This window comes from Rhizobium sp. SRDI943, from assembly GCF_057653695.1.
This window is the reverse complement of sequence record NZ_JBYGKN010000002.1, coordinates 930741-945693: the sequence shown is the minus strand read 5'-3', so window position 1 is coordinate 945693 and position 14953 is coordinate 930741. Positions and strand designations below refer to the sequence as shown.

Sequence of the window (14953 nt, the reverse complement as noted above, 5' to 3'; positions counted from 1 at the left end):
GGTCGGAGGCTACCCGGTGCCAGATCAGTATCAACCAAAATACAAATGGCGCGAGACCTGGCCGGGAGAAGGACACCAAGACTTCAGCGGGTTCGACGGCGAGCAGTCCTTCGGCCGCATCCAGCTAGACCAAACGAGCCACGGCGAGATGGGGATGTGGAAGTGGAACGCCACTCACGTCCCTTGGGTGCGAGAGCATATCGTGCCTCACAGCGGATGGGAGACAACATCCCGGGAGGCATGCCGGAGGGTCGAGGAGCACTACGAAAAATTGTTGGAATTGCATGGTCGGCCAAAAGGCCGATAAAAATCGTCGGGGCGGGAACAAATGGCAGGTGTTGATCGTAGGAGCGTAGGCCGTGCGGAGATTTGTTATAACTCCAGCCACCGACACTTCGCCGTGCGGCCGGTCGTAAACCTCAACCTTAGCCCCGCTCTAAAGCGGGGCTTTTTTGAACGGTAGAATTGCATGGTCGGCGAAAACATGGTCGACAAGGGACCGCACGGAGCCCGAGGCGATGTAGGAGGCCGCCCAACGCACAGGAGACATTATGCTTGGGGTTAGCAAGTAATCGCTGAGGGGCCTACCGAATAATACTCAGCATAACTGTAATTTGAAGTTACTTTTTCCTTCAGCGCGCAACCGCACATATTATGCTTAATTTCAGCGAAGAGCTGGGGAATCGAAGTATTATTAATTGCTAAAATACCCCGATCATGCAATGTAGTTGTAGCAACGCCACGATGCGTTTCTGCCTAGAAACCACACCCCTACCTAAGCCCCGTTCTTTCGGGGATTTTCTTTCTCTGGGCAGTTAAGCCCTGGAGGATCGGTACAAAAGCGTATCGGGAACCGGGCGTGCCCCTTGGTTGTTAGACTGGAAGGAACGCAATGGTGTGTTCCTCTAAGGCCACCGAACTTGCCCCGCCTCGGCGGGGCATTTTTTGATCAACGAGATCAAACTCGTTTACCGAGCCATGGCTCCTCCGCGCTGATGTAACCCCCTTTAGGCATAAGGGTTCTCCCCCCGTGCGGCCTGGCATTCGCAAGAGCATCAGGCGGTCGGGCGTCCTAATGAGCTGCACCGCCGGGACAGCCGTCGGTTCTTCCCGTGCATTTAAACAAAAATCACCACAACCGTATGATTTGAACAGCGCCCCGGGAATAAACCTCAGCCACGCCAGGTCGGGGGTGATCCGCTCTCTAACTCTTGTACGGAACCGCACCGGAACATTTCCGGCAATTTATTGTTAGGCCACAGGATCGCACAGGTGGCCCCAATCCCGGGGCCGGCCGCCATCCCTTCCTTCAGCCTGTGCGATCCGCCCTTTCCCAAACTGCCCCGTTTCGACGGAGCTTCTTTTTGATCCGCCGGGCAAATCGCGAGCAATCAGTTAATCTTCAACCAATGCCGAAGCGCCGCCACTGCCCCATCGCTGGCATAGGCAATGATGCCGCCAATGGTCAGGCCCGCGAACGCGATCAGCCCCTGGAATGCCATAGCCGAGGGTCTTCATTTTTTTCCACTCCTCAAGAGTGGGGGCGACAGCTTCGTGGTTCTTCTCGACGGTGTCCTTTAGGGTTTTGATTTCCTCGCGGATCTGCCCATCGACGTTGCTGCTGACTGTTACAGTCATGTCGAGCAGATGGATCTGCTTTGCCTGCTCGTCGAGCCGCCTATGGTCACCGCCCTCCTTTCGGTTGGTCTGCCTGTCATGAGCCCCTGCCCTCTGATCGGCGGGATGGTTGGTGATGAAGATGGATCGCGACACCTTCGCGGCGCTACCCAGTATCCCGATCTCGTTCAGCGGGACGTTCTTGCCGTTCTCCATCAGAATAACGCGATGATGTTGGATGCCGTAGTCCCGGTCAGCGCCACGATGGCAGCGTGAACCGGCAGGATCGTCCCGGCCGGCACGCTCTTGAAGATGACAGGATCCATGTCCCGACGCGGCGCAATGGCTACGTCACCCGCCGTACCGATGTAGAGGGCGCGCGCACCGACCATGGCGGTATCGTTCGGCGTCACCACTGCGGCCCGCGAGGCCGGAGCAATCGAAGGGTCCATCATTTTTGTCCTTCTAAAATTCAGATGCGCAGCAACAAACAGTGCATTTGGTCGTTCAGTGCGGATGGGGCTAACCTGGGGAGGACAAGATGAGACTTGTGCCGTTCCACTACGCGGGCACTAACGATCCGATTATCTTCATCAATCCGGAGCATGTGGTCGCCATCAGGGCGTTCACCAGCAGCACCCACATTTACGTCAGTGTGCTGGGGAAAGATGCCTCGCCGAGCTATTATCCCGTCAGGGAGTCGATCGATGACGTCGTTAAGCAGCTAACCAGCTAGCATGTCGAACGGCCGGAACTTCTATACTGCGGCTATGTTGTAGTCGCATGAGCAACACAGATCAAAAAGCCACGCACGGCATGATCAAATTCGTGCTGACTATCTTCGTTGTCGCGATGATCATAGCGGTGGCGTACATGGCTTTCTTTACGCCGGGGCAAGTCGAGCCAGGACCGCCGAGATCACCAACCGAAAGTGAGGGCGGCCAATAACCGCAACGAACGATGGCTTTAGGTATTGGTATAGGCGTCGGTCTAGGTGTGGTTCTCGGAACAACTTTATTCGGCACTAGTCGGATCGGCCTTGCGATGGGAATAGCTGTTGGTGCGGCGTGCGGGTGGGCAGCTTTCAGGCAGATGAGATAGCGGGGCATCTTCTCCGCCGACCGTTTACCATCCATCAACACACCGTGTATCAGCGGTTGATATCGATTCGACTTCTAGTCGAGCGCGTGCTTCACTGAAGGTGTAACTGGGTGGGGAACTCAACCGATGAAAACGTTAAAAATCGCTCTCGCGGCGACCGCAATCACTTTGTCTTCAGTCAGCGCTTTTGCGCACGGCGGCGGCCTCGATAAGAACGGGTGCCATACCAACCACAAGACAGGCGACTATCACTGCCATTGATGTGGCAAGCGTCCAGCGCCTGAATTTGCCGGCAGTCTGAATCCGACCCGCGATTCGGAACTGCCGTGATACCTTACATCTTCACCCTGCCGCCATGCCGACCCCGTCCTGATCGACCAGGTGGATACTCGATTTGGACACCACCGCAGGGGCCGTTTGGTCCGATGTAGCAGCTCCCTTGGGCGGTGCCCGACAGCCAAGTGAAACCGTGCCAGGTCGAACGCGGCCCATCTGAGACGGTCTGCAGTCGTCTACGATGGACCGATGCTGCCGTGAAAGCCGGGTACAAGTCTTTCGACGGTGCTTAACCGCAACCCTCATGGGCTGCGCCGGCGTGGTCCAGAAAGGGCTTTCCCATGTGGAAACGCACCTCTGTGACTGTGAAGGTCAACGTGAACGTAGCAGCCTGCCTGTTCGGTATAGCAGCTATCCTTCACGTTTTCTGGTAACCGGAGGGTGCCCAGCAATGGGCACCCTTTGCAATTCGCCCGTTCCGGGCAGCTAAGTTCAGCAGGGGGCGGACATGGACATTAACGACGAACAGCTCGCCGCTGTTGCACGGTGGGCCGAACGGAATCCACTCGTAGAAGCCGTCCACCTCTTCGATAGTCGAGTGAGGCACCGCACGGGAGGACAGTGATCTTGATCTAGCCGTCGATCTTGGGTTTTCCGAAAGCGTCCTACAAACGCTGATAATTCATAAGTCGGGATGGGAGGAAGAACTGCGAGAAGCCAGGGGCCTGATGGTCAACCTCTACCTGTATCATCCCGAATGGCATCACCTTGCCGCATAGTTCCTCGATATCCGCCGGCAGATAGTTATGTGTCACCCTGCATAAGTTGCAGGTCACGACGAGAACCTGTCCCTGATCGGCCGCGGCTTTTACCGTCCAGAGCCGTAAGCGTTTGAAGGGATGGATTTCAGGCGTTGTCAGCGACGGGCGTCAACTTCCAACCGGTCGCTGGCGGCCGCTTGCCAGCCTTTGCCATCCGGTAGTCAAGTTCGATGGCGGCGTCCCTCGCCGCGTCTTTGCTGTTCGTCGCCCACGCGGAGATGACCAGCCGGCCCGCAAGAAAAGTAAATTTACTTTTGCCTGGCTTCGCTCCTGCGACGTGACCGGCGCGGAAGCAACGTCTTGCAAATGCCAAGTCGTTGATCTGCCGGACCTCCAACGAAAGCGCCGACCATGTCGAAAGCCGTTTTCGTTGTTGCGGGTTTCTTGACTTTGTCCAACATGATGTCGCACCAACAATGATAGTGTTCTTTATTTGTTCTAATCCCAACTGGAGTCAACACCTGTGTGATCGAGTGGCCCGTGGAAACCAAGCAAGGTGGGGCAAGGGGAAGAAACGTTCAATCGCGAGCAAACTTCCCGGCGTCAACTCGGGGCGTCCTCAGTCAGGGCCTTCCGTTTCGCCGGGAATGAGACAGTTCGGCGGGCGAGGCTGTGTCCTCCGACGCGGTCCGCGCATCTCGTTCATATCGGATACGCTCAGATCAGAGTGAATGCGGGTATTCGTCAAGAAGGTTGAAGCGCGAGCCTTCAACCGCCAACCGCGTGACTGAAGCGGCGTCCGGCGGGAACGTCCCACCTCCCCGAACCGGCGGGCGTCAAGGCGCCGATCCGGGTTCATTTAACCGTCGATACGCGCGCTTTTGCTTGTCGACAGGAACTCTCTCTGGCGCGGCGGGTTTTCTCTAACCACGGCAAGGAGAGCGAGATGGACAAGGACACGAAAGCCCAGCAGGCGATCGAGGAGACCGGCGAGAAACCAGTCGACGGTCAGGATCAACCGGCTGCGGGTCCTCATGACAAGGAGCACTTGCAAGACGAGAGCAAGACGCCCGGCGCCGGAGCGTTGCCCGACAAGTGCGACGAGAGCGTGTCACCAGGAAGCGGTTAAAAAAAGGGGCGCTCGACCCGATGGGGAGCGCCCTGACCATCCCGGCGACGTTTGCGGCGGAGGCCAGAGATTGGTTGAGGAGAACTTCGTCCGAGTCGGAGTGGTCGAGCAAGCGCGTCATGAACGGAGCCGGAACGACGGGTTCATTCATCTTTCTATGCACACAGGATATCCACAGCCCGCCCACAGCCTAACCGCCCGGACCGTCTCGCTTTTCACCCGATCAAACGAACTTTGGGTGCGGCCGTACTGCAACTCTTCATACGAGTTTCATCACCCCGATACAGTGATGTGCTGTTGAGGCGTATCGTGACGAACTCCTTGAGCGCCAGGCGACGGGACGCTCGGAGTCGGGAAGCGGCCGGCGGACCTCGAAGGTCGCTTCCCGAAAGGCCTGGGAAAGGTACGTCACTCAGGACCTGTGGACGCTTCCTCGCCAGGTCTCAGGGAAATGGACTTTCGTCGCTCGCGGGATTTCGCTGTTCTTCTGGCATCCCGCAGTTCGTCTAGCGTCGGCTGCCACCAGCCACGGATCTTCTCATATTCTCCCGGTGGATCTCGTAGCGGCCAGGTGTGCACCAGTTCCTCGAGCGTGGCGGCGCGCCATTCGGCCCAGACGTGTTCATCGCTCGCATCGGGGTGGTGTTCAATGACTTCTTCCGGATCGACGATCTCGCCCGTCACTTCGGTGATGACAACGATTCCGAATGCCGAGGTCGCGACGGGCCTGCTGATGGGAGGAAGGTCGTCCCTCGACACCGGCAACCGACGCTTCTTTCGCTCCTGAGTGCGACGCCGTGCCTTCGCCTCCTCTTCGGTGCCCTTACGCGCTTCGGCACGCTTGCGCCGCTCCTCGGGCTCTGCCCTCCTGGCCGCCTCTTCGATCGCCTCCCACCGGTGCTGAAGATCGTCGTACGATGCGAACGGAATTTCCCAAACCTTGTCGTCGCCGTTCCAGCGAGCGAAAGGTATCTGACGGAGCTCGTCAACGACCGTCCGGGAGAACGGCGTCTTGATTCGGAAGCCGCGGTCGTAGACCTGCAGGTATGAACTGAGGATCGGTTCGAACTGATAGGCGTCGCGCCCCCTTTCTTCTTCGAAGGGCGAGTGCCGAGCATCTTCCGAGGCCAGCCAGCGATCGATGCGGCGGCGCGCCGTCTTGCCGGGCACCGTCCATGCCTGGAGTGTGTCGCTCCACCGCGCGTTCGGGAAGACTTCCCGGAACCTGGCGACGGTCATCCGGTCGAACGCGAAGGCCACCGTTTCCTGTAACGGTTCGTCTGCTCCAGATTGCTGGCGTTGCTCGTCGGTCATCAAAGGAAAACGGTCAAGTTGGCATGCGGTTCGCTCAAGGAAGGTTCTTCTTCAAGAAAGACAGGGCTTTCTGTGCGCCAGCGCTGGAGATCGTGTGTCCCGTTCCGCGCTCGACGTCCAGCTCGACCTTGAAGCCGGCCGTTCCGAGCTGCGCGGCGGCGAGCCTCGAAGCGATAGGCGGTATGATCGTATCGTTCTCTCCATGAACGAGCAGGATCGGCGTGCTCTTGCCTGAGGGCGAAATCGGCTGCGGCGGAAGGAGACCTGAGAACGCGACGAGCGCGCCGGCATGCCAGCGGCCGGAGGCAACCGCGTCGAGCGCGACGATGGCACCTTGCGAGACGCCGACGAAGGCAACCCTGTCATGAGCCTCGGCAAAACCTTCCCTGCGGACGACGTCGCTTATGAGAACGTCGAAGGCCTCGCGCGCGGTTCGGATACGTGCTGCATCGAGAGGGTTTCCCTCGGTCGAAAACCACTGGTGCCCATATCGATGATGCATCGGGGCTTCTGGAGCGACGAAGCGGGTGTTCGGAAGCTTTGGTCGCCATGATGACGCTAATGGCATGAGCTGAGCGCCAGACGCCCCGATGCCGTGCAAGAATATGACGAGGTGATCGTGAGAGGCCATGGTTTTCCGTGGATTGCTGAAATGGACCGAGGGGGCTCACCCGAAGAAGGGGAGCCGCCCTCTCACCCGACGCTCGAGCATCGACGCGGACGCCGGCGGACATCTGCGGAGCTTCGCGATTATGGGGTGGCCCGACATAGATGGGTGCCGATCGCGCCCTTCGCAAGCGCCCGCTCAAGGGCGGTACGCTACCAGACACTTCGCTCAAGGTGTTGAAGCGGCTTGGCAATCCACCCATATATGGGAAAACCCTCAAGGAACATTCCAATGGTAAGCAGGATCAGACGCACTCTGACCGTGCAGGAACGCGCGGAAGCATTCGAGCGAACAAACAAGGCCGCGGCCGAAGCCGCTGAAGAGGAACGCAGACGACGCGAGGAGAAGAACGAACGCCTCCGACAGCTACGCGTCGCCTCTGAAAACTGAAGACCATTTTACAACGGAAACGGACGAGACATGGAGCAGATCTCCACTCCCAAGACCGCGGCATCTCATCGCCGCGAGGCGCGGCTCGCCAAAGGCTACAGTCTGGAAGACCTTGCTGTAGCAACTGGCCTCACTCTGGCGGAACTCGCGGCTGCGGAGAAACCTGGCGCGGAGGTTCCTCAAAACCACCTCGCACGTATTGACCACGCTCTCGCGTGAGACGCGCTCGGTTGTCTCGAGCGCGACACCGGACCCGCGTATCGCAAAAATGCCTAATCACGAAACCAAGCATTACCTCGAAATGCAGCGGTTTCAGCCAATCCTCGCTTTCAAATAGCCGATCGCAAAATGGGAACGCCGCCGCCTATCAGAGCGACTTGGCGAATTCTTCTGAAGCTTCCAGGCTTGCCGACGTCCTCGAGCTTGTCGAGCACCGGGAGCCGATTTGCGTCTAATTCGTAAAGTTCGCCATGGTCTCGCATGCCTCGCCGGCTTTGTCCAACATCGTCGTTCCGTAGAAAATGCCCGCGATCAGCATTGGGTAAAGACTCGAACTTGGTTTCGAACTTGAGCACGCAGTGGAAGCTTTCCTAGACGCGCTTGCCGCGATCATGCAGTCGCGCACGGTGTGCCAAAGCGTCGACCTGGCCTTCTTCGAAGACGACCGTTCGACAGCGTCGGGAGTTGACAACAGCAACGGCGGATCGCTTCCGACCCGTTCCTATGAGGCGAGCTCATGGACGAGGCCTCGCTCCGCCGGTCCGTATGCGGGTCCCGCAAATTCTTCGAGCGCTGCCCTGTCGCGGACTGTCACCAAACTCGGGTTGGAGTATATCAAGCGCTTTCCCTCGAGTACATGCAGCGCGTCCGTGACGCCCGAGCGACCGGACGCTATCATGACAGCCAGAAACTCATGCGTGACGTCGATGTGGTTGCCATCGACACGGTCGTCGATCATCAAGATCCACCGAGCGAGTCGCGCATCGACGTGGTGCACTGCATTTGACAGCGCCGTATATGCGGTCTGCGTGAAGAGACGCGCGGTGAAGGACTCGAGCGTCTCTCTCGATGACCGGCTTTCTTCAACCAAGCGCCGGAGAGCATCCACCCGAAACCTGCATCATGAACTCGAAGGGCTGCCGGCTGGCGTCGGCCATCGTTGCCAAGGGGGTGACGCCCTCACGGCCAAAGGCCGACTTCCGCTCGTTCGCCGACAGGGGACACCGCACCATTGAGGCGACGCCGGCCTCCGGGAAGTAGTCATAGGCGATCGCGCTGTCCTTGTGACCGATCTGAAAGTCCCGAGGTAGATCGATCGGCTGGAGGTGGAACCAGCGCCCAGGCATCGACGGAAAGAGACGAGAAGATCATTTCGAATTTCGGACTGAAGGATGACGATGCCCCCCAAGGATGTGGCAAGAGCAGAGCGTCTCCCAGTCGCGCGCGCCGGTAAAGTTACACACGATACCCGGACTATCCTGCTTCCCGCGACCGCAAGGACGTTCCGATCCTCTTCGTCCGGCGCCGTACGGAAACCCTCTCGTCTCTCCGACGTTCCCATGGAATGTCACCGGGAGGTTCCCATGCTATCAAGACTCTCCGTTATCGGCGCTATCGCAGGGCTGCTGTTCCTATTCGCCGGACTCGTCCAGTCTGGAACATATGTAGCGGCAACCGCTATCGGCATGGCGGCGCTCCTCGCTCTGGCCTGCGTCCTCATCCGACTGAAGCAATGTGGACCCGATATTCTCGGAGCCGGTCGGAAGCTGCCATGACTGAACCCGCTTCTGGCCGCGTCGGTCCCGCCTCGCCTTCCTATTTCTGCCTGGTGTCCGCCCTTACTCCTGGCGTTTGCCCTGCCGGCCTCTGGACGGCCTTGAAGCGAGCATGGTGCGCTCCCAGGGTGCGGTCGGAACGAACCGCGGACGTGGAGGTTAATCGGCGCATTAGCAACCGCGTCAAGCAGGGAGAATCCGATGAACCGCCGTAACATGCTGAAGATCGCAGCCGTCGCACGTTCGCGAAGTGGGGCAGGAGACGATTGCCGACATCCTGAAGTCCATGGAGATGGGCGGCAAGGCCGAAGGTACATTGAAGCCACCGTCGAACGAGGATGTCGAGAAGATGCTCGACGCCGAAGGCGTCTCTCGACGAGTTGAAGAACGCTTCCGGCCGGCAGTTCGACGCCGCTACCTTACCGCGCAGCTCGACGGACACAAGAAGCTGCTGACGATCCAGGAGGACTACTTGAAAGTTAGTCAGGACAGAGTGCACCTCAGCGTCACCAAGCTGGCTCGCGGTCAGATCAAGGAGCATATCGATCATCTCGACACGCTGAAGCCGAAGGCGGGCTGAATTCTTCGCGAGTTGACAATCCAACTGTCATGAGCGTCGGTGACCACGGATGTACTGGCACCACGCGCCAAGGCCGGGACCAGTTCCCGGCCTTTCGGTATCTAGCTTTCGGCGACGGCGGCAACGAGCGCCCTTTGCGACTGTGCCTGTCCGAACGGTTTGGCGAGCCTCGGCAGCGTCGATTCCTCATCGCTTGGAAGATCGCCGTAGCCTGTCGCCAGGATCACCGGAATTCCGGGGTAGCGGTCGATGATTATGCGGGCGAGATCGGATCCCGAGGGTCGCGGAGACCGATTAGTGGCGCAAATGCAGGCGCTTGTCTCCGGTTGTTTGGGCGCATCGATCCACTACATGTGTCTCCAAGCACAAAGACTTCGACGAGGTACTCGAGCTAGGTCCGTTGCCGGACGTCGTCATCACGGATCACGCGATGCCTCATACGACGTCAATCCCAGCAATTGCGAACGCCAGGCGCGTCAGGCAGACGCGTTGTTGCGCTGCGCCTTTTCGTCCGCGACGTCCTCGACGCATTCCGCCTTTTCGGCAAGCGTCCTGCTCATCTCGCGCAAGGACTCCTCGTCGAGCCTTTCGATGCCTACAAACTTGTTTTGAGCCTGCGACGTCAGGATCAGTTCGTCCAGCTTGGCCTGTAGCGCCTTGCCGTCTCTGTTCTGCGAATTCTGAAGGACGAACACCATCAGGAAGGTAATGATCGTCGTCGAGGTGTTGATGACGAGCTGCCAGGTCTCGGAATAGCCGAAGAAAGGGCCTGAGACCGCCCAGGCAAGGACGAGCGCGACCGCCAGCACGAAGGTGCCAGGCTTGCCGGAGAGATCTGCGATGGCAGTGGCGAATTTTGAAAAGAACTTCGACATGGTATCTCCTGTGCTCCCTGCTCAGGAAAACGTGGTCAAGCGTAAAGGAGTTCCGCACCAGGGACTTAGGTCCGGGAAAGAGGTCTCATCTAGCGGACCTGAAACAAAAAAGCAGCCGTCTCCATGATTTCTAACTGGACGGAGAACCGCTCTCCCAGCAGTTTCTTGGATGCGTCGTGAGTCTCGTCGGCGCCGCTGCAGACGGCGTCTTTCAGCAGGATGACTTGGTAGCCCAGGTCGATGGCTCCCTAGATCGCGGCGCTTACGCAGACGTCGGTTTCACCGCCGGTCACAACCAGCGTTCGGACGCGCTCGCTTTGAAGCTGGCCATCCAGCCTTCCGTCCACCCAGGGCGAGTATGCCGATTTGTCGAAGACGCGCGCGGGCGGAACGAGACTGCGCAATTCGGGCAGGAGGTGGACAAGCTCCGAGTGCAGGTGCTCGCCCGTCATCATCCACCACTTCTCATAGTAGGCCCTCCACGTTCCACGTGCCGCCGCAGGGTTCGGCTATTGCGCGGCAATCAGGATGAGACGCTGGCGACAATCTGGATGAGATTCTTAGGTCGCGGTCGAGATCAAGTTATCACGCTGATTGTCGCTGACAAGTTCTTCTTCGTTTTCTGATTGCCGCTCCGCGACAGACTGCGCCGAGGTTCTGATTGTCGCGAAGGAAGCTGGTCGACCCCGTTGGCGCTTTTCCTCCAGTGCAGTTCTGCGCCGGTAACTCTCGACATTCATCTCGAAGATCGTGGCGTGATGTACGAGCCGGTCGACTGCTGCGAGCGTCATGGCAGGATCGGGAAAGACCCGGTTCCACTCTCCAAACGGCTGGTTGGCAGTGATCAGGATCGATCTATACTCGTATCGCGCTGAGATCAGCTCGAAGAGCACGCTCGTTTCCGCCTGGTCCTTGGTGACGTAGGCGAGGTCATCGAGGATGAGCAGATCGTACTTGTTGAGTTTGTCGATTGCAGACTCAAGCTGCAGTTCCCGGCGGGCGACCTGGAGCTTCTGCACAAGATCGGTTGTCCGGGTGAACAGGACCCGCCATCCGTTCTCGATCAGCGCAAGGCCGATAGCGGCAGCGAGATGGCTCTTTCCTCCGCCGGGCGGACCGAACATGAGGATGTTAGCTCCTTTGGCGAGCCAACTGTCGCCGGCGGTAATTGCCATGACCTGCGCCTTCGAGATCATGGGGACAGCGTCAAAGGCGAAGCTGTCCAATGTCTTTCCGGGCGGAAGGTGTGCCTCGGCGAGATGCCGTTCAACCCTGCGATGGGCACGCTCTGCCAGCTCGTGCTCGGCAATCGCCGACAGGAAGCGAGCTGCTGGCCATCCTTCCCGATCCGCCTGTTCGGCAAATTGTGGCCATAGAGTTTTGATTGTCGGCAGCCGAAGTTCGTTGAGCATGATGCCGAGCCGTGCTTCATCGATGACGTGGGTGTTCTTCATGCGGCTTCTCCCGTCCCGATCAAGGCCTCATAACCGTTGAGCGATGCGAGCTGCACATGAACGGTAGGCAGCCTGGCTGGATCCGGGCCGAAGAGCGTTCGCATGGCGGCTAGATCGGGTAGGTCACCGGCGTCGAGTGTCCTGGCCAATTCTTCGGCAAGTTCGCGTTCGCAGCCGCGGTCATGAGCCAGCGCCAGAAGCTCAACAGTGACCTTGCAAGCCTGCTTGTCAGGAAGTTGTTCGATGAGGGCCTCGAAAGCTCTGCGATATTCCTCCCGCGGAAAGAGCTTGTCGCGATAAACGAGGCCCCGGAGCGCCATCGGCTTTTTGCGCAGGGAATGGATGACGTGGTGGTAGTTGACGACCTGGTCGTGCCGCCCATCAGCATGGCCACGTCCTCGACGCAACGTCATCAGGTGCGTACCTCCGACAAAGACATCCAGCCGATCATCGAACAGGCGAACTCTTAGCCTGTGGCCGATCAGGCGGGACGGCACGGTGTAGAAGACCTTGCGCAAGGTGAAGCCACCGGTGCGGGATACCGTCACGACGATCTCTTCGAAGTCCGTGGTTCGACGCTCAGGCAGCGCCTGCAGATGGGATCGCTCCGCATCAATGCGCTGCCATGGGCAGCATTGCGACGGCTGACGATCTCGTCGACAAAGGCGCGGTAAGAGGTGAGATCATCGAAGTCTGTGGTGCCTCGCATCAGCAGGGCATCATGAAGGGCGTTCTTGAGATGACCGTGGGAGCTTTCGATCGAGCCGTTCTCATGGGCGACGCCTTTATTGTTGCGTGTCGGCGTCATTCGATAATGGGCGCAAAGCTGTTCGTATCGGTGTGTAAGATCGACCTTGGCATCGGCGTCGAGGTTGCGGAAGGCCGCCGACAGACTGTCGCTTCGATGATAAAGCGGCGTGCCGCCGACAGACCACAGGGCATTTTGAAGCCCTTCAGCCAGCGCGACAAAGCTTTCTCCGCCGAGAATGACGTGGGCATGTTCGAAGCCTGACCAGACAAGCCGGAAGTGATAAAACAGATGATCAAGCGGCTGGCCGGCGATCGTCACACCAAGGCCGCTAGCGTCGGTAAAATCCGAAAGGCCTAGCCGGCCTGGCTCGTGCGTCTGGCGGAAGATTACTTCCTGCGCTTCGCCATGGACAGCACGCCACGACCGGATGCGTCGCTCGAGCGTGCGGCGGATACCTTCAGAAAGGTCTGGATGTCGGCGCAGCATCTCATTGTAGACGGCGACAGCGCGGATGCCAGGTGCTGCCTTGAGGAGCGGGATGACTTCTGTCTCGAATATCGGCTCCAAAGGATCAGGGCGGCGGCGCTCGCGTGGCGCTTTGCTTTGAGATGGAAGTTGCGTCTCTTTGCCGAGACGGTAGGCCGTGGCCCGGCTGATTGACGCTTTTGCCGCGGCGACCTCGACGGAATGCGTTTGTCGATACTTCATGAAGAGTCTCATCTGATGATCGGTTACATGGCGACCCGGCACAAACTGGTTCTCCAATCCAGAAAACCGCAAATGTACCGGACCGACCGCGATCGTGAGACGCCGAAAATCTGCGCCACGCCGGGGTATGACTACGATCGGGCTACGCCCTCCCTCCGTCACACCCCGGCGCGAGTCTCATCCTGATTGACGCTGAATCTCATCGAGATTGCCGCTACGCAGTTCGGCGGCGGGCACGAACCGCGTGAAGATCGTCCTCTCCGGTTAGCGCGTGAAGAGTTCGATAACCGCGGTGACGTCCAAGTTCTAACGCAAGCTGCTCGGTCATCGCGACCTGAGCGGCCTTGGTGGCGCTGTAGGCTGTCGCACCGGGATTGGTGAACGTCCTGACACCATTGATGGACGACACAGCGACGATCGCCCCGCCGCCGTTCGCCTTGAGGAGAGGAACAGTCTTGTTGAGCGCCAGGTACGTGCCGCGCAGGTTGACCCGGATAGTGGTATCCCACTCGTCAGGCGTCAGATCGTCGACAGGCGCCCACACGCCGTTAATGCCGGCGTTGGCCACGACCGCATCCAGCCGGCCAAACCGCGTAGCGATATCCTCGGCTGCGCGGCCCATGTCAGCTTCGGACGAGACGTCGCCACCTATGCAAAGCACGCGTTCACCGTCCACGAGAGTTGTCGCTATCGACTTCAAGGCTTCGAGGTCTTGGTCGAACAGAGCGAGGTCATGTCCGCGCGACGCGAGGAGCCGTGCAGTTGCCAGCCCTATACCTGAACCCGCGCCAGTTATGATGAAGTGGACGGGAACCCGCTCGGCATCTGTGCATTTCAACGTTTTCGAACAGGAGACATAGAATGCAGATCTTAGACACTCGCGTAGGCAATGTTCACGAAGGCACGATCACCGTTGAATTCACCGGGGAAGGTAATGAAGCGGTCTCCGTTCGAATGGCCACCGACGGCAGCGTCGACGGCGACGGTGCCGTGCGTCGGGCGAAGGCCTTGATGGTTCAGATCGCGACGTTCGGCGACGACGATGCTTCTGAAACCGATGAACCGCCCGCCATGACCGGACCTGAGGATGACGTCCTTGTCACTTCTCCCTCGGCGGCCAGCGACGCACCGGTGATGAACATGCCGCGGAACTGATTCATTGAGCTGTCCTGTCGCTTTCGCAACAGCTTTCGCTTGGCCGCGGGCGTCACCACTTCTTTCCCAAAAGGTCTTTCAAGGCAGTATTGTCGAGCATCGCATCCGCCAGAAGCCGCTTCAGCTTCGTGTTCTCGTCCTCAAGCGTCTTCAGCCGCTTGGCCACGGACACCTCCATGCCGCCGAACTTCTTCCATTTATAGATGCTGGCATCGCTGACGCCATGCTTGCGGCAAAGCTCCGAGACCGGCGTGCCTGCCTCGTGCTCCTTCAATATGCCGATGATCTGTTCGTCTGTGAAACGATTGCGCTTCATCCTCTGGTCCTCTCAAGGGCCAGAGCTTACTTCAAAATGGATTATTTCAACGGGGCAAGGTCACGTCTCCAGGATGAACTCAGC

The 14953-nt window shown here is 58.9% G+C and carries 14 protein-coding genes and 5 pseudogenes; 7 read left to right on the top strand and 12 right to left on the bottom strand.

The window, feature by feature from the left end; translation table 11 throughout:
• The first annotated feature begins 16 nt into the window (after nucleotides 1–16).
• Nucleotides 17–307, top strand: coding sequence for a hypothetical protein (locus AC245Y_RS28590; RefSeq protein WP_003553088.1), 291 nt, complete (start codon nucleotides 17–19; stop codon nucleotides 305–307).
• 1084 nt (nucleotides 308–1391) lie between these two features.
• Here AC245Y_RS28590 and AC245Y_RS28585 read toward each other — a convergent pair.
• Both AC245Y_RS28585 and AC245Y_RS28580 read right to left on the bottom strand, forming a co-directional pair.
• A pseudogene (locus AC245Y_RS28585) lies at nucleotides 1392–1791 on the bottom strand (DUF1515 domain-containing protein).
• A 41-nt stretch (nucleotides 1792–1832) separates the two neighbouring features.
• The gene (locus AC245Y_RS28580) at nucleotides 1833–2069 is read right to left on the bottom strand and encodes a spike base protein, RCAP_Rcc01079 family (RefSeq protein ID WP_017996650.1); all 237 of its coding nucleotides are present in this window, start codon (nucleotides 2067–2069) and stop codon (nucleotides 1833–1835) included.
• An 89-nt stretch (nucleotides 2070–2158) separates the two neighbouring features.
• On the opposite strand from AC245Y_RS28580, the gene AC245Y_RS28575 reads away from it, so the two are divergent.
• The 3 genes from AC245Y_RS28575 to AC245Y_RS28565 all read left to right on the top strand — a co-directional run bounded on the left by AC245Y_RS28575 (nucleotide 2159) and on the right by AC245Y_RS28565 (nucleotide 4884).
• A complete protein-coding gene (locus AC245Y_RS28575; RefSeq protein ID WP_003553092.1) occupies nucleotides 2159–2353 on the top strand; it encodes a hypothetical protein in 195 nt (64 codons plus the stop codon).
• 491 nt (nucleotides 2354–2844) lie between these two features.
• Entirely contained in the window at nucleotides 2845–2979 is a 135-nt protein-coding gene (locus tag AC245Y_RS28570) for a YHYH domain-containing protein (protein WP_128407353.1), read from the top strand.
• 1722 nt (nucleotides 2980–4701) lie between these two features.
• The gene (locus tag AC245Y_RS28565; protein ID WP_012763465.1) at nucleotides 4702–4884 is read left to right on the top strand and encodes a hypothetical protein; all 183 of its coding nucleotides are present in this window, start codon (nucleotides 4702–4704) and stop codon (nucleotides 4882–4884) included.
• Nucleotides 4885–5292: 408 nt separating this feature from the next.
• On the opposite strand, the gene AC245Y_RS28560 is transcribed toward AC245Y_RS28565, so the two are convergent.
• Both AC245Y_RS28560 and AC245Y_RS28555 read right to left on the bottom strand, forming a co-directional pair.
• The gene (locus AC245Y_RS28560) at nucleotides 5293–6198 is read right to left on the bottom strand and encodes a hypothetical protein (RefSeq protein WP_026157640.1); all 906 of its coding nucleotides are present in this window, start codon (nucleotides 6196–6198) and stop codon (nucleotides 5293–5295) included.
• 34 nt (nucleotides 6199–6232) lie between these two features.
• The gene (locus AC245Y_RS28555) at nucleotides 6233–6829 is read right to left on the bottom strand and encodes an alpha/beta hydrolase (RefSeq protein WP_017996654.1); all 597 of its coding nucleotides are present in this window, start codon (nucleotides 6827–6829) and stop codon (nucleotides 6233–6235) included.
• A gap of 456 nt (nucleotides 6830–7285) precedes the next feature.
• Here AC245Y_RS28555 and AC245Y_RS28550 point away from each other — a divergent pair, with 456 nt between their 5' ends.
• Nucleotides 7286–7474, top strand: a complete 189-nt coding sequence (locus AC245Y_RS28550) for a helix-turn-helix domain-containing protein (protein ID WP_017996655.1) — start codon at nucleotides 7286–7288, stop codon at nucleotides 7472–7474.
• A gap of 502 nt (nucleotides 7475–7976) precedes the next feature.
• Here AC245Y_RS28550 and AC245Y_RS28545 read toward each other — a convergent pair.
• Nucleotides 7977–8213: a helix-turn-helix domain-containing protein gene (locus tag AC245Y_RS28545; protein WP_157628369.1), complete on the bottom strand. Its 237-nt coding sequence runs from the start codon at nucleotides 8211–8213 to the stop codon at nucleotides 7977–7979.
• Between the two features lie 1067 nt (nucleotides 8214–9280).
• Between AC245Y_RS28545 and AC245Y_RS28540 the strand changes: the two genes are divergently transcribed.
• Entirely contained in the window at nucleotides 9281–9610 is a 330-nt protein-coding gene (locus AC245Y_RS28540; protein ID WP_017996657.1) for a hypothetical protein, read from the top strand.
• A gap of 101 nt (nucleotides 9611–9711) precedes the next feature.
• Here AC245Y_RS28540 and AC245Y_RS28535 read toward each other — a convergent pair whose 3' ends face one another.
• From AC245Y_RS28535 to AC245Y_RS28510, 6 genes and pseudogenes are all read right to left on the bottom strand, one after another.
• The gene (locus AC245Y_RS28535; RefSeq protein ID WP_017996658.1) at nucleotides 9712–9837 is read right to left on the bottom strand and encodes a hypothetical protein; all 126 of its coding nucleotides are present in this window, start codon (nucleotides 9835–9837) and stop codon (nucleotides 9712–9714) included.
• A 249-nt stretch (nucleotides 9838–10086) separates the two neighbouring features.
• Nucleotides 10087–10485 (bottom strand): low affinity iron permease family protein, encoded by a 399-nt coding sequence (locus AC245Y_RS28530; protein ID WP_017996659.1) that lies wholly within the window; start codon nucleotides 10483–10485, stop codon nucleotides 10087–10089.
• An 89-nt stretch (nucleotides 10486–10574) separates the two neighbouring features.
• Nucleotides 10575–10973 (bottom strand): annotated as a pseudogene (locus AC245Y_RS28525) (cysteine hydrolase family protein); the annotation flags it as partial.
• 72 nt (nucleotides 10974–11045) lie between these two features.
• Nucleotides 11046–11939, bottom strand: coding sequence for an IS21-like element ISRel5 family helper ATPase IstB (gene istB / locus AC245Y_RS28520; protein WP_017996660.1), 894 nt, complete (start codon nucleotides 11937–11939; stop codon nucleotides 11046–11048).
• Nucleotides 11936–13440, bottom strand: a pseudogene (gene istA, locus AC245Y_RS28515) (IS21 family transposase). The gene istB and the pseudogene istA overlap by 4 nt, the downstream one beginning before the upstream one ends.
• A 250-nt stretch (nucleotides 13441–13690) precedes the next feature.
• Nucleotides 13691–14197, bottom strand: a pseudogene (locus AC245Y_RS28510) (SDR family oxidoreductase); the annotation flags it as partial.
• Nucleotides 14198–14259: 62 nt separating this feature from the next.
• Here AC245Y_RS28510 and AC245Y_RS28505 point away from each other — a divergent pair.
• Entirely contained in the window at nucleotides 14260–14553 is a 294-nt protein-coding gene (locus AC245Y_RS28505) for a hypothetical protein (RefSeq protein WP_012763472.1), read from the top strand.
• 32 nt (nucleotides 14554–14585) lie between these two features.
• On the opposite strand, the pseudogene AC245Y_RS28500 reads toward AC245Y_RS28505, so the two are convergent.
• Nucleotides 14586–14869 (bottom strand): annotated as a pseudogene (locus AC245Y_RS28500) (transposase); the annotation flags it as partial.
• Between the last annotated feature and the right edge of the window lie 84 nt (nucleotides 14870–14953).

Bases quoted from the DNA above. Each gene is read 5' to 3' on its own strand.
- AC245Y_RS28580 (WP_017996650.1), bottom strand. From the start codon at position 2,069: ATGGACCCTTCGATTGCTCCGGCCTCGCGGGCCGCAGTGGTGACGCCG.
- AC245Y_RS28575 (WP_003553092.1), top strand. From the start codon at position 2,159: ATGAGACTTGTGCCGTTCCACTACGCGGGCACTAACGATCCGATTATC.
- AC245Y_RS28570 (WP_128407353.1), top strand. From the start codon at position 2,845: ATGAAAACGTTAAAAATCGCTCTCGCGGCGACCGCAATCACTTTGTCT.
- AC245Y_RS28565 (WP_012763465.1), top strand. From the start codon at position 4,702: ATGGACAAGGACACGAAAGCCCAGCAGGCGATCGAGGAGACCGGCGAG.
- AC245Y_RS28560 (WP_026157640.1), bottom strand. From the start codon at position 6,198: ATGACCGACGAGCAACGCCAGCAATCTGGAGCAGACGAACCGTTACAG.
- AC245Y_RS28555 (WP_017996654.1), bottom strand. From the start codon at position 6,829: ATGGCCTCTCACGATCACCTCGTCATATTCTTGCACGGCATCGGGGCG.
- AC245Y_RS28550 (WP_017996655.1), top strand. From the start codon at position 7,286: ATGGAGCAGATCTCCACTCCCAAGACCGCGGCATCTCATCGCCGCGAG.
- AC245Y_RS28545 (WP_157628369.1), bottom strand. From the start codon at position 8,213: ATGATCGACGACCGTGTCGATGGCAACCACATCGACGTCACGCATGAG.
- AC245Y_RS28530 (WP_017996659.1), bottom strand. From the start codon at position 10,485: ATGTCGAAGTTCTTTTCAAAATTCGCCACTGCCATCGCAGATCTCTCC.
- istB (WP_017996660.1), bottom strand. From the start codon at position 11,939: ATGAAGAACACCCACGTCATCGATGAAGCACGGCTCGGCATCATGCTC.
- AC245Y_RS28505 (WP_012763472.1), top strand. From the start codon at position 14,260: ATGCAGATCTTAGACACTCGCGTAGGCAATGTTCACGAAGGCACGATC.